General features: G+C 31.8%; 19 protein-coding genes. 5 read left to right on the top strand and 14 right to left on the bottom strand.

The features are described 5' to 3' along the window. Positions 1-144: 144 nt before the first annotated feature. The 8 genes from FLAPXU55_RS21090 to FLAPXU55_RS21055 all read right to left on the bottom strand — a co-directional run bounded on the left by FLAPXU55_RS21090 (position 145) and on the right by FLAPXU55_RS21055 (position 7,935). Positions 145-3,732, bottom strand: a complete 3,588-nt coding sequence (locus FLAPXU55_RS21090) for a DUF7619 domain-containing protein (protein ID WP_180861112.1) — start codon at positions 3,730-3,732, stop codon at positions 145-147. A gap of 97 nt (positions 3,733-3,829) precedes the next feature. Next, the gene (locus FLAPXU55_RS21085; protein WP_180861110.1) at positions 3,830-4,303 is read right to left on the bottom strand and encodes an SRPBCC family protein; all 474 of its coding nucleotides are present in this window, start codon (positions 4,301-4,303) and stop codon (positions 3,830-3,832) included. 181 nt (positions 4,304-4,484) lie between these two features. Beyond that, positions 4,485-5,390 carry a TIGR01777 family oxidoreductase gene (locus tag FLAPXU55_RS21080; RefSeq protein ID WP_180861108.1) on the bottom strand — a complete coding sequence of 302 codons (906 nt, stop codon included), beginning with the start codon at positions 5,388-5,390 and terminating at the stop codon, positions 4,485-4,487. Between the two features lie 105 nt (positions 5,391-5,495). Continuing rightward, the gene (locus FLAPXU55_RS21075) at positions 5,496-6,278 is read right to left on the bottom strand and encodes a fatty acid desaturase family protein (protein ID WP_180861106.1); all 783 of its coding nucleotides are present in this window, start codon (positions 6,276-6,278) and stop codon (positions 5,496-5,498) included. 67 nt (positions 6,279-6,345) lie between these two features. Then, entirely contained in the window at positions 6,346-6,732 is a 387-nt protein-coding gene (locus tag FLAPXU55_RS21070) for a hypothetical protein (protein WP_053470792.1), read from the bottom strand. Between the two features lie 5 nt (positions 6,733-6,737). Next, positions 6,738-7,097 (bottom strand): hypothetical protein, encoded by a 360-nt coding sequence (locus tag FLAPXU55_RS21065; protein WP_180861104.1) that lies wholly within the window; start codon positions 7,095-7,097, stop codon positions 6,738-6,740. Next, entirely contained in the window at positions 7,094-7,375 is a 282-nt protein-coding gene (locus FLAPXU55_RS21060; RefSeq protein WP_180861102.1) for a hypothetical protein, read from the bottom strand. The genes FLAPXU55_RS21065 and FLAPXU55_RS21060 overlap by 4 nt, the downstream gene beginning before the upstream one ends. Positions 7,376-7,431: 56 nt before the next feature. After that, the gene (locus tag FLAPXU55_RS21055) at positions 7,432-7,935 is read right to left on the bottom strand and encodes a GbsR/MarR family transcriptional regulator (RefSeq protein WP_053470795.1); all 504 of its coding nucleotides are present in this window, start codon (positions 7,933-7,935) and stop codon (positions 7,432-7,434) included. A gap of 316 nt (positions 7,936-8,251) precedes the next feature. Here FLAPXU55_RS21055 and FLAPXU55_RS21050 point away from each other — a divergent pair, with 316 nt between their 5' ends. The 4 genes from FLAPXU55_RS21050 (at position 8,252) to FLAPXU55_RS21035 (ending at position 13,769) form a co-directional block, all read left to right on the top strand. Beyond that, entirely contained in the window at positions 8,252-9,811 is a 1,560-nt protein-coding gene (locus FLAPXU55_RS21050) for a hypothetical protein (protein ID WP_180861101.1), read from the top strand. Between the two features lie 105 nt (positions 9,812-9,916). Further along, on the top strand, positions 9,917-11,467 hold the full coding sequence (locus FLAPXU55_RS21045; RefSeq protein ID WP_180861100.1) for a hypothetical protein: 1,551 nt from the start codon (positions 9,917-9,919) through the stop codon (positions 11,465-11,467). 265 nt (positions 11,468-11,732) lie between these two features. Beyond that, the gene (locus FLAPXU55_RS21040; protein WP_053470798.1) at positions 11,733-12,146 is read left to right on the top strand and encodes a DUF1842 domain-containing protein; all 414 of its coding nucleotides are present in this window, start codon (positions 11,733-11,735) and stop codon (positions 12,144-12,146) included. Between the two features lie 138 nt (positions 12,147-12,284). Next, positions 12,285-13,769 carry a hypothetical protein gene (locus tag FLAPXU55_RS21035; RefSeq protein WP_180861099.1) on the top strand — a complete coding sequence of 495 codons (1,485 nt, stop codon included), beginning with the start codon at positions 12,285-12,287 and terminating at the stop codon, positions 13,767-13,769. 83 nt (positions 13,770-13,852) lie between these two features. Here FLAPXU55_RS21035 and FLAPXU55_RS21030 read toward each other — a convergent pair whose 3' ends face one another. Together FLAPXU55_RS21030 and FLAPXU55_RS21025 are read right to left on the bottom strand one after the other, a co-directional pair. Continuing rightward, the gene (locus FLAPXU55_RS21030) at positions 13,853-14,512 is read right to left on the bottom strand and encodes a SanA/YdcF family protein (RefSeq protein ID WP_180861098.1); all 660 of its coding nucleotides are present in this window, start codon (positions 14,510-14,512) and stop codon (positions 13,853-13,855) included. Between the two features lie 163 nt (positions 14,513-14,675). Beyond that, positions 14,676-16,703 carry a M3 family metallopeptidase gene (locus FLAPXU55_RS21025; RefSeq protein WP_180861097.1) on the bottom strand — a complete coding sequence of 676 codons (2,028 nt, stop codon included), beginning with the start codon at positions 16,701-16,703 and terminating at the stop codon, positions 14,676-14,678. A gap of 222 nt (positions 16,704-16,925) precedes the next feature. Between FLAPXU55_RS21025 and FLAPXU55_RS21020 the strand changes: the two genes are divergently transcribed. Next, complete coding sequence (locus FLAPXU55_RS21020) at positions 16,926-17,594, top strand: hypothetical protein (protein WP_180861096.1); 669 nt, start codon at positions 16,926-16,928, stop codon at positions 17,592-17,594. A gap of 159 nt (positions 17,595-17,753) precedes the next feature. Here FLAPXU55_RS21020 and purE read toward each other — a convergent pair whose 3' ends face one another. The 4 genes from purE to FLAPXU55_RS21000 form a co-directional block, all read right to left on the bottom strand. Beyond that, complete coding sequence (purE, locus tag FLAPXU55_RS21015) at positions 17,754-18,239, bottom strand: 5-(carboxyamino)imidazole ribonucleotide mutase (RefSeq protein WP_012022518.1); 486 nt, start codon at positions 18,237-18,239, stop codon at positions 17,754-17,756. Between the two features lie 69 nt (positions 18,240-18,308). After that, positions 18,309-18,887: a hypothetical protein gene (locus FLAPXU55_RS21010; protein ID WP_180861095.1), complete on the bottom strand. Its 579-nt coding sequence runs from the start codon at positions 18,885-18,887 to the stop codon at positions 18,309-18,311. Between the two features lie 2 nt (positions 18,888-18,889). Next, the gene (locus FLAPXU55_RS21005; RefSeq protein WP_180861093.1) at positions 18,890-20,179 is read right to left on the bottom strand and encodes an AAA family ATPase; all 1,290 of its coding nucleotides are present in this window, start codon (positions 20,177-20,179) and stop codon (positions 18,890-18,892) included. 74 nt (positions 20,180-20,253) lie between these two features. Further along, on the bottom strand, positions 20,254-21,411 hold the full coding sequence (locus FLAPXU55_RS21000) for a 5-(carboxyamino)imidazole ribonucleotide synthase (RefSeq protein WP_180861091.1): 1,158 nt from the start codon (positions 21,409-21,411) through the stop codon (positions 20,254-20,256). Positions 21,412-21,640: the final 229 nt, after the last annotated feature.

The following is a 21,640-nucleotide window of genomic DNA, read 5'->3' as shown; positions in this document are numbered from 1 at the left end:
CTTATAAAAGTAAGAAAATTATATTTGATGATTATGATTCAGTTTTCTCCTTCAAAAATGCATTTTTTTTAAAGTTAATAAAAGCAATGATGCCTATGAATTTTAAGTCATAGGCATCATAATTAATTTAATGTTTTTAAAATATTATTTTTTAATAAATGCCGTATTTAAAACTCGATTGTTTGAATTTACTTTTATAAAATAAGACCCTGAAGGCAATTTTGAAACGTCAATAGAAGTAAGGTTTTTAGCATTTGTATATGCTATTACAACTTGTCCTAAAGTATTATATATACTTAAAGATGAAATTTCCTGATCTTCTGCTTTGTTTATAAATAATACATTATTTACAGGATTAGGATAAAAAATAAGGCTATTTGCAATTGAGAAATCTTCATTTCCAAGAGTTGATTCGATTTTAGTCGTAGCTGTATTTGTGTTTATAGCAGAATTATAATCAAAATAAATACTAGATGAATTACTAAATTCATCACCTAGCTTCAAAGTAGATTTTGTTTTGATTTTAAAAGCTACATAGCCGTCATTATTAGCATCATCAAATGGTAAATTTATACCTTCAAACAGAAATTCAACTTTATTTGCATCAGAGATTTTGGTCGTAAAAATGTGACTGCCAGTTTCAGGAATCAAGGTCGATATGTCAAATTTATTTGTATCGATAACATCTTTTACTGTAATATTTTGTGCTTTGTAGGTTCCTGAATTCTCAAAACGAATGACGTAGTGAACATATTCTCCAATCTTAGAAGATTGAATTGAAGCTCCTTCCAAACATGTTTTATCATTTGGATCAAGTGAGTTTACTACTAATTGATCAAAATTAAATTTATTATCGTTTGGGGTATCATCTGTCGAAGAAGAATGAATTTCAGCAATATATTTTAAAATAGTCCCTGCATTAGTAGGAGGTGTATCTGTAGGTTTGTTTAAACGAACATTAACAGTGGCTTCACGAGACTGAAAAGGTTGTAAATTACTAAAATCCCAAGTTAAAGTATTAGTAGTTTTACTTGATGCTGCAGGGGTTGTTGAAACTATATTTAAAACAGAATTGTCAAATGTAAGGGTTACAGACCCAGATTGCAGTTGATTTCCTTTGTTTTTATAAAGCAGTTTATACTTAGAATTAAAGCCCGGAATTGCTGCATTTACAGGGATTAAAATAACTTCTAAATCAGGATGTGTACCATTCGGGGTGATGCAGAAATTAGAAATTGAGGGACTAGTTTGTGAAGGAAAATCCACATTAACAATTTTAGGACTTATATTAAAATAAGATGGGTTTTCTAATTTAGGAGTAATTGCGTGTTTTCCTGAAGGCAGAGAAATGGCATAATCTCCAGAATTGTTTGCTATAAATTCGTTATTTAGTCCACCAGATGCAATGGCAAATTTCAAATTAGGAAATGCCACATCATTTAAATCACATCCGTTATTGTTAGAATCAAATTTGTTTTGACCATTTAACAAAAATGCATCTCCTCCAAGTAATCTGACAGATCCGTTACACCAGGCACCATTATAATTGGTAAATGACCCAGCTGCAAGGATTTTTCCATCAGGTTCAATAGAAACAGATTCTACTGGGCCGTTAAAGCCTGTTCCAATATTAAAAGCAGGGTCAAGTGTTCCGTTAGTATTTAATCGTATTAACCCTTTGATGTTAATGTCATTATAAGTAGAAAAATTACCGCCGCATAAAATTTTTCCATCTGTTTGAATTGCAATAGATGTTTTGCTTGTAAAATTAAATGTTCCATAATTAAAAGAATTGTCAATACTTCCATCTTTATTTAGACGTTGTAATTTGTATGAGTCTATAACCAGTATTTTTTCATTACTTAATAATTTGATTTTACCAAAAAGACCTGGAACAATTTCACTTTTAAATGTTGCATCTACTGTTCCATCGATATTTAATCGTATTAAACCTGGCCCATTTATTAATATTTTCCCATCTGTTTGAATTGCAATTTGATTTACGCTGTAGGAATCAGTATTCGTATAATGAAAAGAGTTATCTAATTCTCCAGTTTTAGTTAAACGTAATATTCCACCTGTAATAGCTACTCCTTTGTATGAATCCAAATATCCTCCTACCAATATTTTTCCGTCGGTTTGAAGAGCAATACATTTTATATCAGGAGATTTACCATTATATTTAAAATTTTGCCCAATACTAAATGTTTGATCAATAGAATAATCATTGTTTAATCTGATTAGTCCATCTGCACTAACATCATTATATTTGGTAAAAGTACCTGCGATTAAAATTCTTCCATCAGGTTGAATTATGCCATCTATGCAAGAAGAAGCTTGACTTTGTTCATTTAAGTCTGCTTTATTGTCAAAACCATTAAATAAATTACTATTAAGCGAAAGTGTACCGTTATTATTTATTAGTTTCAAACCTCTATGATAGGGAGATCTTGATTCACCTAATAATATAACTTTTTCATTTGTTTCTCTAATAATTTTTTTAACAGCTATTTTAGAACTTTTCTCTCGGTTTACTAAAACACCATTTTTGTCTAATTCAAAAAAAGTACCTATAGAATAATTATTATATAATAAAGGGGTATAACTTGTATTAGAACTGTAAGACGCACTAACGAATAAGTTGCCATTTGGACGAAGATTTATTGAATTTATTCCTGCATTAGTTCCTATACCTGTTACAAAAGTATTATCGGTAGTTCCGTCACTATTCAACCTTATCAAATTTCTTGAAGGAGCTCCATTATAAGGAGGAAATACTCCTCCAACCAATATTTTTTTGTCAGGTTGTTCCATTACAAAAGTGACTTTAACACCACTGCAAGTACCTAGATATTCACCAACTAAGTCAGGGCATACAAAAGATTGATCTAAAGACCCATCAATATTTAATCTTAACAAACGATTCACAGGAATATTTGTTTGATTATATTTTTCGCCAAATACGGCAAATAGGCCTCCGACTAGTATTTTTCCATCAGATTGAACAGCCAGAGAATAAATAGGACAATTAAAAGTATAATTTCCATTAGTGAATTTCGAGTCTATACGACCTGCAGCATCTAACTTGAAAATTTGTAAGTCTTGTAAAGAAGAATATCCGCCAGCAATAAATAAACTGCCATCATTACTTGGAGCAAAAGCTAATACGGTATTTGGGAAACTACTACTTTTTACAAATGTAGGATCAGAGTCACCATTTGGATTTAATCGCCATAAACTTCTATCGTAAAGGGCATATATTTTATCGTTTGAGTCAGTTTGTATCTTATTGATAATACCTATTTCTACTTTTTTAAAAGTCTTATCCAGGCTTCCATCTGCATTAAGTCTGATTATAGAGGTACTTAATATTGTATCATCGTAAGAATCAATTTTACCAGCTATAACTATTTTTCCTGTCGATTGCAGCGCGATTGAATAAATTCTGCCTTTTAGCCTTGTGCCCAGATCAAAAGTGCTGTCATAGGATAAATCAGTATTAAGCCGAATGATATTTCCTGTTTTTTGAAACGCCCCATTAGTGAACTGATATCCTGTAAAATCACCAATAATTATAGTTTTGCCGTCAGGTAAAACAACGCTTTGAGAAACATTACCATTTAAAAATAAATTATGATCAGTATAGTCGTAAGTAACATCAATGGCTGCGGGATTTTGTGAATATAATATTGAAAATAAAAAAAAAGAAATTAATAAGTAGAGTTGTTTCATATAGATTATGGTATTTGTTTTCGGTATGTAAAAGTATATAAAAACTTATAGTATATTAAGTTTGTTGATTTTTTTAAAAACAACAACTAGAATTTAATTACGGTTTCTGATTTGTAATTGAAGTTTTTTCTGAAACTTCTTTCAAAACTTTATTTCTTTCCAAAAGAAAATTAGTAAGATGCTTTTCTAAAAATAAAATATCGAAAAGTTCTCCAAATATCCCAAATGGAGTTTCATATTGTAATACATCTTTCATGATTGTTATTCCATTTTGTTCCTCAAAAATATGTTCATGCCTGAAAGATTTGAATTTTCCGTCCTCCATTTCATCCACAAAATAATCGTAGAAATCCATTACAGGAATTCGGGTTTTGTGTGTAAGATAAAATCCGAAATGTTTGCCACGCCAGGTTACCGTTTCGTTTAAATTTATTAAACCAGAAGTTACACCGGCAATTGCTTTTTCTTTTGTGGGACTTGCAGATTGTTGGTGAATATCAATATTTCGTGAAGCATCAAAAACGATTTGTTTTGGTGCTTTTATTTTTGTTGTGAGGTGTATTGTTGTCATGATTTGTTAGGTTTAAGTTTTTTTTGCACAATCTTGTCATTTCGACGAAGGAGAAATCTTCGCAAGTAACTCCTCTATGTGAATCCAATCTTTGTCGAGCTTCTCGTGGAGATTTACTTCGTCTGTTCGCTATCGCTCGAGTCTCCTTCGTCGAAATGACAAAACTGTGTGAATTTGGGATCTATATTAAATCTCGAAAAGCATTATCAATATCTCCAAACTTAAATTGGAATCCATTTTCCAAAAGCCTTTTCGGAATCACATTTCTACTTTTTAAAACGAGTTCTGTTTCTGTGCGAATAAAAAATGCTCCAATTTCTAGAAAGAATTTGTTAAGCGGAATTCCAAAAGGAAAACCAACAGCTTTTCTAAGTTTCTGCATAAAATCGATATTTCGAATAGGTTCTGGAGAAACCACATTTATAACGCCTGTAATTTCTTTTTGAATAATAAGATCAACCGCATTCGCAAAATCTTCCTCATGAATCCAGCTTACAAACTGATTTCCGTTTCCTTGTTTTCCTCCAAAACCAATTTTAGCCAAAGTCTTCAACGGAATTAAAGCACCGCCATTTTTGCCTAAAACAATTGAAGTCCGCAAAGCCGTTTTTAAGGTATTGGGAGTTTCGGTTTTAAAGAATGCTTTTTCCCAAGATAAAGCGACATTTATAGAAAAATCATTCCCAATTTCGCCGTCGATTTCATCCATTTGTTTGTCTAAAGAAAAACGATAGATTGTTGCTGTTGAAGAATTCAGCCAATGTTTCGGCGGATTTTTGCAATTCAAAACAGCTTTGTTTAAAATCTTGGTACTTTCAATTCTAGACCAAAGAATTTCTTTTTTATTCTCTTTAGTATAACGACAATCAACAGATTTTCCGGCGAGATTAATTAAAACCGTCGCATTCTCCAATTCATTTTCCCAACCAGATAAAGTTCTGGCATTCCAGTTTATATATTTAATTCCATCAATTGTCTGAGATTTTCCTCGGGTCAGAATTACAATTTCTTCAAATTTATCTTTAAAATGATTGACTAAAACTTGTCCAAGAAAACCAGTTCCGGCTGCGATTATGAGTTTTTTCATTGGGTGTAGATTTTTTGCCACTAATTGCATGAATTTCCACTAATTTTTTTGTTGAATATTAATTCGTGAAAATTCGTGCAATTAGTGGCGAACATTATTTGTCAATTAAAAAGTGTTCTTTTTTTCAATATCTGGAAATACATCATCAATTCTTCTTGCCAATTCTGGTAGTTTAATTGTTGGGACAGCCGGAAATAAATGATGTTCTAAATGATAAAACATGCTGAAAGTAATTTTGTTTTTCCAGCCTTCTCGCTGTGTTCTGGCAAATTCCGGAGAATCTTCTGTATCATGGTGCACGGTCCAGACAGCAAAGAAAGCCATTAAAAATTCAGCGAAGACCATTATAATAAAATGATAGATCAGGAAATGAATTTGAAAATAGAAAATTATAAAGGTTACAACTGCAATTGAGAAAAGCTCTAAGATTACGTTTTTGACATAATTTCTATTTCCTTTTTGCAAGGTTACTTTATGAATCAAAAACATGTGAACTGGCCCATAAAGAATAGCGCCGTACCAAGTCATTTTTGCTGATTTTCCTTCGTAATCTTCATCAGACAAACAATATTTATGATGTCGGATATGATTGAATTTAACAGCATGAATTGAAACCATCAATAAAATACTGTTTGAATAAAGTGTAAACCAGGTTAAGAATTTGTTTGTTCCCAATGAATTATGAAAACCATTATGCACTTGTCTTAGTCCGGCTAGAAAGAAAAAAGCTGAAAAAGGAATAGCTGCTAAATAATATCCGAAGTAAGCAAGCGTCATAGAAATTAGAAACCACGGAATTGTCAAGTTGTTTTCAATTAGCATTTCTTTAAAGCTAAGCGTTTTTAAATCTTTCCATTGTACTTTTTTGAGTATTTCCTGATGTGTCATTTTATCTAAATTTAGGTTTTATCAAACCCGACAGGTTTTAAAAACCTGTCGGATTTAGAACTGATAGTTATGCTTTAAAAACCAATCTTTCTTCTCTTTGAGCTTCTTTGGCTTTTCGTTTTCCTCTAAAAAAGAAATACAAATTGAAGAATAACATGATACCAAGATAAATAGAAAAACCGCCAATTTTATAACTTAAGTTTTCAATTAATTCCTGATAACTGTCTCGGTATAATTGCATTTCTAAGATCATTAAGGCAAAACCAATGTTTAGAAGATAAAATCCGGTTTCAAAAAGTTTGTTGGTTGCTTCTGCAATTTCTTCTCGGCCTTTAAAGATGTCAAGCATAAAGATTTTTCCATTTTTAAAAAGCGTTTTAGAAACGTAATATGTTAGAAATAAAGCGACTGGTAAATAAATACTGTAACCGATTAAGATTTTTGTAGTTTCCATAATATTTAGTTTTTGTTGTTATGAATTAGTTTTTGAATGTATTTAGTTATAATTAAAATGTTGAGGTAATGCAGGATTGAAATAATAAAAATTATGACAGCTGTTTTTATACAGATCGTTTCAATCAATTGTGTTGATGAAATAATTTTCCGCCAGGAAATTAATGTCATAGCGCAATAACCAATATTTAAAAGGTAATAAGCTAAAAGCAAAACCTGATTAATTTTTTGACAGAGGTCAGCATGATTCGGGATTAGATCTGCCACATAAATATTTCCGTTTTTGTAGCAGATTTTTCCAACTTTTAGAATGATGAAAGTCGTAATGCTGAGATATATTAAATATCCAATGATGTTGAAATTCATAATTTCTTTTTTTGATTGTAAATAATAAATGTTAGGAAGAATATTAATGAAATAGGCAATAAGAAAAGCCAGGTAAATTCTCCGTTCCAAATGAGGAAGAAAAGGATTACTAAGCCAAAATAGATGTAGATTAGTTTGTTTCTTGGAAATAGTATTACAAATAAAATAGCGGCTAAAACTTGTAACGCTCCTGTAAATGCTATTCCATAACCGCCAAGTAATAGAAACATTAGAGCAGCTATATTTATAATTTCTAAAACTTTGAAAGTTGTTTTCATAACTATTTATTGTTTTTAAACTTTCAGAAAAAAATGAAAGTTTTAATTAAATTTTTTTACTTCATCATTTTGATAACTAATTTCCCTAACCAGTTTTCATTGAATTCAGTCATTTTATCTAACATATTATCTGCCTTTAAAACGAAATCGTATAATTTGGAAGTTTGATCAACAAAGTGTTTTTCTTCTGCAGAATCTTTTGCTTCAATCGTCGAAACTTCTTTCAAGATTTTAAGCGCAGGTTTAATTTCTCTTTTGCTTCTTTCTCTGGAGATTTTTGCCGCTAGTTCATCTAAATCTTTTTCGGCAGTAAAGAATTCTCTTCTCTCGCCGGCTTTAAATTCTTTATAAACAATTCCCCAATCCATTAATCCTCTTAGATTCATGCTTGCGTTTCCGCGTGAAATCTGCAATTCTTCCATAATGTCTTCCATAGAAACAGCTTCGTTTGAGATCATTAATAAAGCGTGGATTTGCGCCATCGTTTTATTAATTCCCCATTGAGAACCTAAAGCTCCCCAGGTTTGTACAAACTTATTTTTTGCTTCTTTGAATTCCATAGATCAAATGTAAGTAAAAGTTTTTAAACTTTCAAAAATAATTGAAAGTTTATTTTTTTTGGACCTTTTTAGCGGAATAACTTTTAGTGTAAGAATATTTTTATGTTGTGTTTTTAAGTATTTCATTACTAGTATTTTGTGTTTTGTGACATTTTTTAGATTGTAGGAATTGTTCCAAGGTAAATTAGCTGCTGAAAATTTTAATAGGCTAGCTAATCTATTTTCAATTTTATTTTAATGTGGAGCAGAACCCACTATAAAAAACGAGGCGGAATCTGAAAAGCCTTATGAGTAGGAACCCAAAAACAAATTTATCATGGAAACTTTACAAGAAATTTTAAAAGAGAATGCAACGGTGAAAACTATTGGTACACCAGCAGAATATGAGGTTTATGCGGAGTATATATCAAATATTATTAAGCAGCTTCCTAATCCGGGTAAGTTGAAATTATTAACGAATACTTCAAGCGCACAGGCTTCATTTTATTTTCTGGACGACTCGACTAGTGCAGTTAATGCGACTTTGTACAATAACTTATTGAATCAAAGAATTGAAGGAGAAGGAACTGCTAATGGTGTTGAGCAGGTTGGACTTACACAGGATGCTTTTACAAACAGTTATCTTAGTGTTTTTACAAAATTAAGATATCAATTATCTCCAAATGACAGAGCAACACAGCAAATAGTGAATGCTGAAGTTGCTTCTACAGTAAGAGCACTTATTCCTATTTGGAATGCCTGGTATGAAGCAATTGAACCAAAAGATGTTAAAAAGTTAAATGCTACCAATACTGACATAGCGTTGATTCAAATGACTAATACTTTAAATACGGTTTGGCTTAACCCTGAATACAAAGAAATTCTAGAAAAAGATTCAGCTTATCCATATACACATTTAAATGATTTTAATAGAATTTACAGTAAAATTCCGTTATCAGTTTCTAAACAAATGAGAGATTATATGATCGAAGTGTTTAATAAATCTGGTGCTGCGGGAGCTATTACTGCAGATATTGCAAATGCAACACAGACTTTAGCAGGAATTATTGATAATATTCAAAAACCTACAACAGGTGATAATGGAAATGGCGGAATAGCAATTACAGGATCAGATAAAGCAGTTCCGGGATTGGTATTTGAACCAGCACGATCAAATGCTCTTGTAAATCAGCTTAGAACTAATCCACCTTCTTCAGAGTTTAGAGTTTCAAAAAGAGTTACTAAATCTACAGAAACAACATTAAACGTTCAGGCTTCTGTAAGCGCAGGTATATCTATTCCAATTTTATCATTCTTTTCTATTGGAGCTAACGGCGGTGCTAAAACCAGTATTTTTGAAAGAGATTATTCAGGCTCAAATTTTACAGTAGAGGTAGTAGTTAAAAATGCTACAGTTAGTCCGCTTATGAGCAGTAGTCCATTACTTTATAATATTTCAACAAATCAGGGATGGATGTCAACTTCTCCGGTAAAAGATGCCATTAAAAACGGATATCCTGCTCCAACTGGTGTTACGGGTTATGTGTTTAATAGTAATCCAAATTTTGATTTTAAAGAAGGTGCAGATTTTGGATATATTAATTCATTGATATTTAGCCAATTTCTTGAAATAAACATTGGTTTCGATAAATGTGACAGCAAACAAGTTAGAAAATACTTTGAAGAGCATATAAATACAGGCGTATATTTCTTAGGCATTCGTTTAGGAGGAGCAAGCCAGTCTTCAAGCTATAGCTATTCTTTTAGTGATGAAACAGCTACTTCAATCAGAGTTACTATAAAACCTGAAGCTCCTGGTTATGTTCCTGGAACAGACAGTATCACTCAGTCATTATCTCAATTAGTTGCTGTAGGAGTTGTATATCCTTTTGCCTAATTATTGTAATTAATAATTAAAGAGGGTTGTTAATCATACGAGATGATTGATAACCCTCTTGTTATTAAACTTTGAATCTAATTTTTAGAATTTAAAAGAGTACCAATGGAAAATCTTATATCAAACATTGTTGACAGAACATTTGTTGAAAGTGTGCTTGATGATTCTGTCGAAAATCAAACTTATGCTGAATATATGTCTAATATTATTCTGCAATTGCCAAATTCTGAAAAACTCCAGCTTTTAACCGGAACGTCGAGCGGACAGGCCTCCTTTTATTTTATGAACAATGGAGGACAAGTTAATGGCAGTTTATATAATAATTTTTTAAACCAAAGAATAATTGGCCAGGGAACTCAATATGGAGTTAGACAAGCAGGCTTAACATTAGATTCATTTACAAACAGCTATTTAAGTGTTTATCTCAAATTAAGATATCAATTATCTCCAAAAGATAAAGCGGAGCAAGAAGAAATAAACAGCAAAGTTGCCTCAACAGTTAAAAATTTAATTCCATTATGGAATGCTTATGTAGATAAATACCATCCAAAGAATATTGGTAAATTAAGTGAAACGAATACCCATATTGCCTTAATTCAAGTTACAGATGCTTTAAATACCGTATGGATAAATCCTGAATATATTTCGGTTTTAAAAACAGATCCTTCTTATCCTTATACACATATTAGTGAGTTTTCTATAATTTACAGCAAGTTTCCAACAGAAGAATACTTTACTTCAGATATGAAGAAACTAATGGAAAACATCTATAGTTTATCTGGTGTTTCAGGAGCAGTTACGGCAGAAATTGCTAATGCGGTTCATACTTTAGCCATTATAATTTATAATCTTTATTATCCCAGTATCGAAAATAAAGGACTTTCAGTAACCAACTCAGATAATTTAATTCCGGGATTACTTTTTGAACCTTCAGATCCTAATAATATTTTAGAACAGTTACGTAAAGTTCCTGTTGTTTCCTATATGAACAACAATAATGTGCAGAAATTATCCTCAGAACTCTTAAAAATAAACATTCTCAATTCAGAAGAAATTACTATTTCTCCATTAAAATTTTTGTCGAATGTTTTAGAAGATGGTACAATGAGCAGTGTTTTTAAAGAAACATTCTCAGGAACATCTTATTTTGTTGAAGCAATAGTTAATAATCCGGTTATTAATCCGCAGTTTATGACGACTCCGGTTCCTTTTGATATTATTACAAATACAGGCTGGATGTTTGCTGAACCGGTAAAAGATGCTATTAAAAATGGATATCCGCCTCCATCAAATATTACAGGATATATTTTTAATAGTCAGCCAAATTTTGATTTCACCGAAGGAGGAGATTTTGGATTTATCAACTCTATGGTATTTAGTCAATTCCTGGAGTTGTATATAACCTTTACAGATTGTAATGCAAGAAAAGTGAAAAATTATTTTGAAGAGAATAAATTTTCAAACTTTAATTTTCTTGGACGATCAATAGGAAATCCATCAGAAGAATTATCTTATTCATGTCAGATCGAAAATGAAAGCAACAGTGCTGCGACAGTAATCATTAAAACTAATCCGTCGTTTATACCGCCAACCGCCGACATAACAGAATCTTCATGTCAAGTAGTAGCTGTTGAAATCGTTTATCCATTTGCCTGACATTTTTTAAAACGAGTGTTTTTACGCATCCTATTTTCTCGTGTCGCTTTTTGTTTGATTCATGTCAAAGAATCAGCACTTCATATCATTTTTTATATTATGTCTACTTATCTAATATAGTTTTGAAGTAGAAATAAACCAAAGTATTCTTATTTAAATAAGAATATAAAAATAAAATATCAAATAGGTGGAGCAGACCCCACTTAAAAAAACGAGGCGGTTCCGAAAAGCCTTATGAGTAGGAAAACCAAAAAATACAAAAGTTATGGCAGATTTATTAGCAGGTGCTTATTTAGTAAGCGGAACAATAGGAAATGTAGGAACACCAGGTGCTCCAATCGTATCATTTAGTTTAGTTGTTGTACCATCACAAAATTCAGTTTCTGGTACGGCAGTTATTAAACAAGCAGTAAATGGTCCTGATTCTCATATTGTTGTTCCTGTGACAGGAAAAATATATGCAGCTGGACTTGGACAGTATACACAATTAGTTAGTTTTAAAGGACAATATGTTCAAACTTTTCCAGCTCCGGCAATTGGTGCTTTTTTAGCCGATTTTGACGCTCATTTATCTGTTGATGCAGAATGGAACGGAGTAGGAGGTTTTTCATACTACCAACATCATATTGAAAACGTACCTGTAAAAGCAGTAAAAAATTTACAACCAGAGTTGGCATAATAAAAGACCCAAATATTAACAACTCGAATTACGAAACATATTAGGATTTAATTGCGCCTGATTTGGTTACAGTTTTGATTGAAAGGGTCGTCTTTTTAGACGGCCTTTTTTATTGCCAAAAAAATAAATCACAAAAACATGAATAGAAAACCGATTATTATAATCGTATTAGTTGTCTTTATTGTTGCAGCTGTTACAATATTCTTTTTGAATAAAGAAAAAATATTTGGAAAAGCCGGAGTTTCAGGATATGCTAAAACGGAAGCAGCAGCTACACCTTGCGAATGCGAAGCAAGCTGGTTTCCGCACGAACAAACACCGCCGCCTGCAGAAGGAGACGGAAGCCCTTTTGATACTTCAAGTACCACAAATTGTATTTTTCATCAATGGTCATGGCAGAAATTCCTTTGGGTCACAAAACCACTTCCATCTGGAAATCCGTTGTTTTTAGATTCTTTGGATGTTGTTAGTCCTGAGATGGCGCCAGTTGCTCCGCAATTGGGATTAAAATTAGTTTTAAGCTCCATTAATCAGGCAGGTCCGGAAGGTGTTTTAGTTTCTAACCCAAAATTTGTTTCTGGAAAAACAGCTGGCGATACGGTATATTATTCTATACACGTTAATAAGACATTACATGATAAAGCTATTATTGCGGCTTCTGAAATTAACAGCGGAAAAGTTCCTTATTCTAATTTAGAAACATTTCCTGTTGGTTCATTGGAGTTAAAAGTTTCATGGATTAGTACCGATGCAATTCCGAAAGAAAAAATTGGAGAGTATTTCGTTACTAAAGCAGCATTCAAAAATAAGCAAGGACAATATGTAGCAAAACCTGTTGCTTTATTAGGAATGCACGTTGTGGGTGTTGTAAAAAATCATCCTGAATTTATCTGGGCAACTTTTGAACATAAAGAAATAGCTCCGGTTTATGACTGGAAAAATAACTCTGTTACGTCAGCTACTGAAATGCTGCTTTATCAAAAGGGAACAACTTCTGGCTTGAAAGGAATAAAATGGGATAAAGTAAACAAGAAACCATTAGAGCCGTATAAAGCTTTTGTTCTTTATGAATATGGAGTTCCTAAAGTGATAAGTACAAATGCTTATATGACAACGAGCCAGGCAGAACCTGCTAATTTTGACAACATCGATACGATCAATAAATGTGTAGCTTCAAAATTAACAGATGTTTTCAAGAATTATTTCTATAACGGATCGATTTGGTTAAATACAGACGGATTAACTCCGGCACAGCAGGCACAAACTATTGTAAAAAGTGATATATCAAGTGTTCTTCCAGATTCATTGGCAAGAGGTTCTGCTAATTTAGCCAACATTACAATGGAGACTTACACGCAGACTTTTCAGGATAGTATACATAAAATTAATGCTGGTAATTTAGCAAATTGTTTTAGCTGTCATCAATCTCAAAATTTTGACACTACAAGAGGAATTGGAAAATCTCCTTTGTATTTAAGCCACGTGTTTGAGTCTTATTTGTATACTACAAAACCTCAGCCGGCAACTGCTAAAAATGTTAACTTAAAAGCTAAACGCATCGAAGAAACAAAAGCACTTAAACTTAAACAGTTTGAAGAAGTGTTTGTTCGCCGACATAAATAGTTCATTTTTTGCAAAACAAAAAATGTCTTATTTTAATTTTGCTCCAAATGAAAAGCCGAAGTATTACTTCGGCTTTTCTATTTTTATCGTTTATCTTCTTTAGAATAATTAGAAGGGCCATTAATGTTAATTGGAGTTCCCAGAAAACGAGGTTCCCGATTTCTTAAAACATCAAAAAAGGATTTAAAAATGGAACCATATTCTCTAAAACAAACATATTTATATCCGTGATATTCTCCATTGTTTGCAGAATATCCAGCGGATTTTATTCCAAGTTTTTGTCCAATATAAATCGCTCGGTTCAAATGATATTCCTGAGAAATTAATGTCGCTTTTTTAATCTTGAAAATATGTTTTGCACGATACATTGTTGAATAAGTATCGAAACCTGCATAGTCAATAAATATTTTTGTAGTGTCAACTCCATGATTAAAACAATAGTTTTTCATAACCGTTAATTCATCATATTCATCACGGCCATTATCTCCCGAAAGTAAAATTTTATTGATGCGTTTCATTTTGTACAATAAAATTCCGGCATCAAGACGATCTTTTAAATATTTACTTGGCTGATTTCCATTAATTCCCGCACCAAAAATAATTCCGACATCATTTTTAGGAAACTTTTTAACCGAATAATAAATCTTGTTTTTGGTAGAAGATTTTACATAGTAGTTTACAGAAACAATAGCAATCAATCCAGTAATGGCAAGATAAAGAACTATTCTAAAATATTTTTTCACGGCTTGTATTTGTAAGATTAAGATTTAAAAACACGAAGATAACTAAAATTATTTCTAAGAGAAATCAAATAAAAAAACCGAAGTGATTATGCTTCGGTTTAATGTAAAAATTTATTAGAGATTAAGATTAAAAAATCTAAAATCTACAATCAAAAATCTGCAATTACAGAAGTCCCGCTCTTTTTAATAAAGCTTCAGGTTTAGGTTCTTGTCCTCTAAAACGTTTGTACAAAGTCATAGGATGTTCAGTTCCACCTTTAGAAAGAACATTATCTTTAAATTTCTTAGCTATTTCTTCATTGAAGATTCCGTTTTCATGGAAATATTCAAAAGCATCAGCATCTAAAACTTCTGCCCATTTGTAGCTGTAATATCCGGAAGAATATCCGCCTTGGAAAATATGAGAAAAAGCTGTACTCATCGCATTTTCTTTTACATCAGGATACAATTGCGTGTTGGCAAATTGTTCTGTTTCGAAAGTTTTTAAATTGGTAATGCTTGTTGGATCTTGTCCGTGCCAAGCCATATCTAATAATCCAAAACTTAATTGACGTAACGTTGCTAAACCTTCCTGAAAACTTGCACTTTCTTTAATTTTCTGAACATACTCAATCGGAATAATTTCTCCCGTTTCATAATGATTCGCAAACAAAGCCAAAGCTTCCGGTTCGTAACACCAGTTTTCCATAATCTGACTTGGTAATTCTACAAAATCCCAGTAAACAGAAGTTCCAGATAAACTTGGATAAGTTGTATTTGCCAGCATTCCGTGTAAACCGTGCCCAAATTCGTGAAATAAAGTCGTTACTTCATTAAAAGTCAATAAAGAAGGCTTTGTTTCTGTTGGTTTTGTAAAATTACAAACGTTAGAAATATGTGGTCTTTCGTTTACACCGTCTTTTATAGATTGTGATTTGAATGAAGTCATCCAAGCACCGTTTCTTTTTCCTTTTCTTGGGAAGAAATCAGCGTAGAAAATTGAAACTAAATTGTCATTAGCATCTCTTACTTCATAAGTCGTAACTTCTTCGTGGTATTTATCGATATCAAAAACTTCCGTAAAAGTTAAACCGTATAATTTTTTGGCAACGGTGAAAGCACCATCTAATACTTTCTCTAATTGAAAATAAGGTTTCAGTTTTTCATCGTCTAAATTAAAAAGCTGTTGTTTTAATTTTTCAGAATAATAAGCTCCGTCCCATTTTTCTAATTGCTCAATTCCGTCTAGTTCTTTTGCGAAAGCAGTTAATTCAGCAAATTCTTTTTGAGCTGCCGGTTTTGCTTTTGACAGTAAATCATTCAAAAAAGAAAAAACTTTTTCCGGACTTTCGGCCATTCTTTCTTCCAAAACAAAATGTGCGTGCGTTTTATAACCTAATAAATTAGCTCTGTCAAAACGAAGTTTAGCAATTTTTAATACATTTTCCTGATTGTCGAATTCGTTATTTTGAAATGCTTTTGCTCCAAACGCAATTGCCATTTTTTTACGCAGTTCACGATTATCCGCATAAGTCAAGAACGGAACATAACTTGGATGATCTAAAGTAAAAATCCATCCTTCTTTTTCCTGATTTTTTGCTAATAATCTTGCGGCTTCGATAGTGCCTTCCGGTAAACCAGATAAATCCTTTTCGTGGGTTAAATGCAATTCGAAGTTGTTGGTTTCTGCCAAAACATTTTCGCCAAACTGTAAACTCAATTTCGATAATTCTTTGTCGATTTCTCTTAATTGGTTTTTCTTGTCTTCTGGCAAATTCGCCCCGTTTCTTGAAAAGCTTTTGTATTTTTTATCTAATAAAGTCGTTTGTTCAGGATTTAAACCTAAACTTTCTTTTTGATCATAAACGGCTTTTACCTTTGCAAATAATTCAGCATTCAAACGAATATCATTTCCGAATTCTGAAAGTAAAGGCGAAACTTCCTGAGCAATCTTCTGCATTTCATCATTCGTTTCTGCCGAATTCAAATTGAAGAAAATACTAGAAAGACGATCTAAAATATCGCCAGAAAAATCCATCGCCACAATGGTATTTTCAAAAGTCGGCGCATCCGGATTATTTACAATTGCATCAATTTCGGCTTTAGCCAAAGCAATTCCTTCGTTGAAAGCAGGAACATAATCTTCGATTTTAATTTGCGAAAAAGGTGCGGTGTTATGTTTAGTTATAAATTTTGAAAGTAAAACACTCATTATGATATTATATTTTTTATTAATAGAAGTCGATTTTTTTGAATTTCAAAGATAGCAATTTATAAAAACCTAATCATCTAAACAAGATCGATTCTCGGCATAAAATCCTCTTAAATTGTGTTATAGATATGTTATTTATTTCTGTAGGCGTTTTTAAAAGCGTAAATTGAAAAAATAGATTTAGCATTATAAAATGCTGATCATAACTAAAAATAAAATAGGATGAATTATCAAGTTGTAATAAAGAATATTGATACGGTTAATGAAGTTGAAGGATATTGGTCAGACGAAGATTTTATTGCGTTATTAGAAAAATTCAATTATCCCGATGGCGCAACAGCTGAAAAAAGTAGTTTGCCAGAATTATTAGAAATGGCTATTTTAGATTATGAACCTAACGAAGCGGCTCAAATAGTTTTGCAATATAAATTGGGAGATCAATTAAGCGAAGGACAAATTGAGCAAATATCGAACAATATGTTAATAGATAAGGTTTGCGAAGAATATCCCGAAATACACATGCAAGGCACTTTGTTTCATATAAATCAATTGCTTTTTAAAGCCTATAATGGAAAATTTCCAAATGCAAAAGCTTCTATTGTTCATTTTTCATTAACGCCAACGGATGGAGAAGCACAAAAGCTGACAGCCGAAAACGTGTTGAAATTATTGAATAATGGCTTATCTGATAGAAATCTTATCAAAAGATTATTCGAAAATCAAATATCTCAAAATATTCCGTTTCCGGAAGCTGAAAGTATTATTTGGGAATTGAAGACTGAAGACAATATAAATTACGATTTGGTGACTTCAGAAAATTGGATAAATAAGGAAGATATAAAAGAATCTGAATTTGAATCTATTTTAGAAGAGGTTGAAGATGTAATTTAATTTCAAAAAATAAATAAAAAGAGAGTTCCGTACACGGAAGCCTTTGCATTTTTATCCTGCAAGGTTTTCAAAACCTTGTAGGTATTTTGAAGTGTTTAATTTTGATTGCGATAATCAAGACCTACAAGGTTTTGAAAACCTTGCAGGAATCGGGAAAACTTATTTCTTTAAACCTTCAGCAGCTTTATTAACCGCCGCTTTTAATTCTTCTTTATAAGAAATAATAGTATCCAAAACTTTTTTGTCGTGGCTTCCGATGATTTGTGCTGCTAAAATTCCCGCATTTTTTGCGCCGTTTAAAGCAACAGTTGCAACTGGAACACCGCCCGGCATTTGCAGAATCGATAAAACAGAATCCCAGCCATCAATAGAATTACTTGATTTTACAGGAACTCCAATTACAGGAAGCGGAGACATTGAAGCCACCATTCCAGGTAAATGTGCCGCACCGCCCGCACCGGCAATAATTACCGAAATGCCGCGAGTATGTGCATTTTTACTGAAATCAAATAATTTCTCCGGCGTTCTGTGTGCCGAAACGATATCTACTTCAACTTCAACATTAAATTGTTTTAATATGTCGATTGCATCCTGCATAACTGGCATGTCTGAGATGCTTCCCATTATAATGGCTACTTTGCTCATTTGTTTTTTGTTTGTTTTTGTTTCAGGTTTAAAGTTTCAAGTTTTGTTGAGACTGAAAAACAAGTTTTATTATTCTATTTCTGGAATCATATTCCAAATATCAATTTTGAATTCTTCTTGGATTGCTCTTAAATATTTTAAAGATTCGATTTCGTTTTCAATTTTTTCTGTAAAATAATCAAAAGCAGAGATTTCTTTTTCGGCAATTCTTTCTTTTCTTCTTTGAATGAATCTTTTTCTGTTTTTTACAAAAATTTCATCGTTCAAATTCAAAAGATCAATTAAGTTTTTTGCTTCGATATCTTCAGGATTATGAAGAAAATAACCATCAGAATAAATTAATCTTTCTTCAAAAGATTCATCAAAAGGATAAAGAATAGGTTCAATCCAAGTCGTTCTTTTCAGATTATTTGGTTTGTGCTTTACCATGAACCAATTATTATATGAATCAGTTTCTAGATATTTTAAGTTAGGATTAAAATGTTCAATATCGACGGCATCGTTACAACCAATAAATTCATCAGTATAGGCGCAAAAGTTCTTTTGTTCTTTTAAAAGAATAGAAGAAAGTTTTTTATTATCACCTTTATTGTAGATTATTTTTTTGATAATGATTTCAGAATTAGGATTTTTAAAAACTCTTCTCATATTTAGAAATTGTATTCATCACCTAATTTTTCTAACTCTTCAGAAATTTCTTCTTTCTTTTTTGGGTCAGTTTCAAAGTAGATTTTTTGTTTTAAATCTAAATATTCCTGATACTTTTCTTGTCCGTATTTGTTTATATAATTAATTCCAAAATCATTATAAAGCATATCGTTTGGATCATCGCCAATTGGAGAACTTCCTCTTCGAACAGCGACTTTTCCTTCATTATCAAAATACAAAATAAAACGTTCGTCTGGTTCAAATGAAGCCGCAACAAATGGAGAATGAGTTGCTACAATAAATTGGGCTCCTGGAGCGAGATTTTTGTAGTTATCAATCAAATCCATTTGCATATCTGGAAATAAAGAACGTTCAGGTTCATCTATGAGAATGATTGAGTCTTTAGTATTTAATTTAAATAAAGGTAAAAAAGTTAATAATAAGCCTTTTGTTCCAGTACTAGTATTTTGAATTGGAATTGTTTCTTCTGTCCTTTTGTTTAAGATTGGAATAGAATATTCAGTGTTGACTAAATCAACTTCTAAATTTAACTTTTCTAAAAGCGGATTGAATTTATTTGCGAAAGACTCTAATTTATTCGGATTTTCTTTCTGCCATTTTTTATATTCGATGGTTAATTTTTCAGTATTTGAAAGTAAACCTTTATTCACTAATTCAGATAGTTTTTGGTTTAATTTCTTCCTATATTCTAGAATCTCTTGGAGTAATAAAAGCCACATTTCTGGTTTAACATTGTCATCAAATAATTTTGTGTAATTATCTGATTCTACAAAATTTTCAAATTTTATGGATGGAAGGTCAGCATATTTTTCAAATATTTCGATTGGATTTTTTTCAAATATTTCAATATTCTTGTCAGAAATTAGGTTTGCTTTAAAATAAGAAGGGGTGTTTGTGTCTTTTTGTGGAATTAAAGATGTCACGCTGCCACCGGAGTTGTTGTCATCTTTATAACTTCGACCTTTATAATAGATTTCATTATTCCTTAAATGAAAACTATCATTTTTTATCATAAAAACAACTTCACCTTTATCTCTAATAGTGCTTTTAAGCTTAAATAAACTATTTCCATTTACGACTTCAATATCTAAAATGTTTTTAGAATACTCATAAATCAGTTCTAACAATCCAGTTTTTCCAGTAGCACTTTGCCCAATAAAACATATTTTATCTAGTGATTCACCTTTGCGTTCACCACTTTGATATGTAAAATCAAAATCTAAATTTTCTAAATGTCTAAATTGATCGATATGTAATTTTGAAATTTTCATTTATTGAATTTTTACAAAGCTAATTAAAAAACGATTGCGATTTTATACAGAAAACTAAGACTGACTACTAAAAATTACTGACCACTGATCACTTTAATAGTATTCTTAACTTCCTGTGCAATTCGTCTCGCTTCCTGCATATTTTCATTTACGATTGTAACGTGACCCATTTTTCTAAACGGACGAGTTTGTTTTTTTCCGTAAATATGAGGAGTAACGCCATCCCATCCTAAAATGGTTTCGATGTTTTCATAAACAACATCTCCAGAAAATCCTTCAGCACCCACTAAATTTACCATAATTCCGGCAACTTTACTGTCTGTATTTCCTAACGGAAGATCTAAAATAGCACGTAAATGATTTTCGAATTGTGAAGTATAACTTGCTTCAATAGAATAATGTCCAGAATTATGCGGACGCGGTGCTACTTCGTTTACTAAAATCTCATCTTCATTGGTTTGAAACATTTCAACAGCCAAAAGTCCAACGTGATTAAATTTTTCAGAAACATTTAAAGCAATTGCTCTGGCTTTTTCTGCAACTTTTTCGTCGATTCTTGCAGGGCAGATTACATATTCAACCTGGTTTGCTTCTGGATGAAATTCCATTTCTACAACTGGATAAGTTTTAATTTCTCCTGATGGATTTCTAACCACGATTACCGCCAATTCATTTTTGAACGGAACCATAGTTTCTGCAATACATTCTACATTTGGTAAATCATCCATATCAGAAATCTGGCGGATAACTTTTACGCCATTTCCATCGTAACCAAACTCGGTGCATTTCCATACAAACGGGATTGTGATTTCGTTATTTCCAACTGATTTTTGCAAATGCAGCGGACTTTCAAAACGTAAATAAGATGCGGTTGGGATATTACTTTGGGTATAAAAATCTTTTTGAGTTCCTTTATTCTGAATTCCTTTTAAAGTTTTTGGAGACGGATATACTTTTACACCTTCGTTTTCTAATTGTGTTAAAGCTTCAAGATTTACCAATTCGATTTCAAAAGTTAGAACATCGACTTGTTTTCCAAAATTGTAAACCGTTTCATAATCCATTAAATCGCCTTGGAAGAATTTATTGCAGGCAATTTTACTCGGCGCTTCGTCACTCGGATCTAAAACATAAGTTTGTATGTCAAATTTTCTGGTGTCGAACAAAAGCATTTTACCCAATTGTCCGCCGCCTAATATTCCTAATTTAAAATCAGAAGAAAAATAATTCATTTTGTGTTGTGTTTTTGCAAAGATACCTTTTAATCTTTTTTTAGCCAAAATTTAGTGGTTTTCTAGTTTTTAGCCACGAATTGCACGAATTTTCACGAATTATATTTTTAAAGTTTTGCCAAAGATTAAAAGGATTAAAAGGATTTATCTCTGTGCGGGTTTTTGTTTACCACGAATTACAAGAATTACCACTAATTTTTAGTTTGAATCTAAAAAAAATAATTCGCGG

It is taken from the genome of Flavobacterium panici (assembly GCF_903819335.1).
In the GTDB taxonomy this organism is placed as follows: Bacteria; Bacteroidota; Bacteroidia; order Flavobacteriales; family Flavobacteriaceae; genus Flavobacterium; species Flavobacterium panici.
Note: the sequence above shows the minus strand (reverse complement) of the source record. Positions and strands in the feature narration are given on the sequence as shown.

Coding starts and splice junctions, on each gene's coding strand:
- FLAPXU55_RS21090 (WP_180861112.1), bottom strand. CDS start 3,732: ATGAAACAACTCTACTTATTAATTTCTTTTTTTTTATTTTCAATATTA.
- FLAPXU55_RS21085 (WP_180861110.1), bottom strand. CDS start 4,303: ATGACAACAATACACCTCACAACAAAAATAAAAGCACCAAAACAAATC.
- FLAPXU55_RS21080 (WP_180861108.1), bottom strand. CDS start 5,390: ATGAAAAAACTCATAATCGCAGCCGGAACTGGTTTTCTTGGACAAGTT.
- FLAPXU55_RS21075 (WP_180861106.1), bottom strand. CDS start 6,278: ATGACACATCAGGAAATACTCAAAAAAGTACAATGGAAAGATTTAAAA.
- FLAPXU55_RS21070 (WP_053470792.1), bottom strand. CDS start 6,732: ATGGAAACTACAAAAATCTTAATCGGTTACAGTATTTATTTACCAGTC.
- FLAPXU55_RS21065 (WP_180861104.1), bottom strand. CDS start 7,097: ATGAATTTCAACATCATTGGATATTTAATATATCTCAGCATTACGACT.
- FLAPXU55_RS21060 (WP_180861102.1), bottom strand. CDS start 7,375: ATGAAAACAACTTTCAAAGTTTTAGAAATTATAAATATAGCTGCTCTA.
- FLAPXU55_RS21055 (WP_053470795.1), bottom strand. CDS start 7,935: ATGGAATTCAAAGAAGCAAAAAATAAGTTTGTACAAACCTGGGGAGCT.
- FLAPXU55_RS21050 (WP_180861101.1), top strand. CDS start 8,252: ATGGAAACTTTACAAGAAATTTTAAAAGAGAATGCAACGGTGAAAACT.
- FLAPXU55_RS21045 (WP_180861100.1), top strand. CDS start 9,917: ATGGAAAATCTTATATCAAACATTGTTGACAGAACATTTGTTGAAAGT.
- FLAPXU55_RS21040 (WP_053470798.1), top strand. CDS start 11,733: ATGGCAGATTTATTAGCAGGTGCTTATTTAGTAAGCGGAACAATAGGA.
- FLAPXU55_RS21035 (WP_180861099.1), top strand. CDS start 12,285: ATGAATAGAAAACCGATTATTATAATCGTATTAGTTGTCTTTATTGTT.
- FLAPXU55_RS21025 (WP_180861097.1), bottom strand. CDS start 16,703: ATGAGTGTTTTACTTTCAAAATTTATAACTAAACATAACACCGCACCT.
- FLAPXU55_RS21020 (WP_180861096.1), top strand. CDS start 16,926: ATGAATTATCAAGTTGTAATAAAGAATATTGATACGGTTAATGAAGTT.
- purE (WP_012022518.1), bottom strand. CDS start 18,239: ATGAGCAAAGTAGCCATTATAATGGGAAGCATCTCAGACATGCCAGTT.
- FLAPXU55_RS21010 (WP_180861095.1), bottom strand. CDS start 18,887: ATGAGAAGAGTTTTTAAAAATCCTAATTCTGAAATCATTATCAAAAAA.
- FLAPXU55_RS21005 (WP_180861093.1), bottom strand. CDS start 20,179: ATGAAAATTTCAAAATTACATATCGATCAATTTAGACATTTAGAAAAT.
- FLAPXU55_RS21000 (WP_180861091.1), bottom strand. CDS start 21,411: ATGAATTATTTTTCTTCTGATTTTAAATTAGGAATATTAGGCGGCGGA.